The organism is Pseudomonas sp. VE 267-6A, from assembly GCF_024126555.1.
GTDB classification, from domain to species: domain Bacteria; phylum Pseudomonadota; class Gammaproteobacteria; order Pseudomonadales; family Pseudomonadaceae; genus Aquipseudomonas; species Aquipseudomonas palmensis.
Map to the genome: position 1 here is coordinate 1 of NZ_JAMYBY010000058.1, position 417 is coordinate 417.

The 417-nt window shown below is 65.7% G+C and carries 1 protein-coding gene; it reads right to left on the minus strand.

The window, feature by feature from the left end; genetic code table 11:
- A partial coding sequence (locus tag NJH59_RS25640) for a contractile injection system protein, VgrG/Pvc8 family (RefSeq protein WP_253087480.1) occupies positions 1 to 417 on the minus strand: 417 nt, incomplete at both ends.

Below are 417 nucleotides of genomic sequence, written 5' to 3' on the forward strand. Positions count from 1 at the left end.
TGTGCTGGAAGTGGTAGTGGATGCCCTCCTCCTCGCACAGGCGCTGGATGAAGTGCAGGTCGGACTCGTCGTACTGCACGCAGTAAATGCGCTCGGGGTACACCGCGCCAAGCACGAAGCGGTGGTCGCTGGCGAGGATGCCGTGCTCTTCGAGCACCTGGGCGATGATCTGCGGCACCGTCTTGTGCTGGAAGATGCGCTGGTTGATGCGGTGCGCCAGGTACGCCAGCCGCGGGCGCAGCACCAGCCGGTAGCGCGACAGGCACCGCCCGGCTTCGCCCTGCGCGGCGCTGTAGACCAGCCCGTGAATGCCGCTGCCGCTGGGCGACAGTTGCAGGAAGGCGAGCGTGTGCAGGAGGGATTCGAGGTTCAGCGACGCCCGTTCACTGACCAGCTCCAGTTCGAATTCGAACGGCT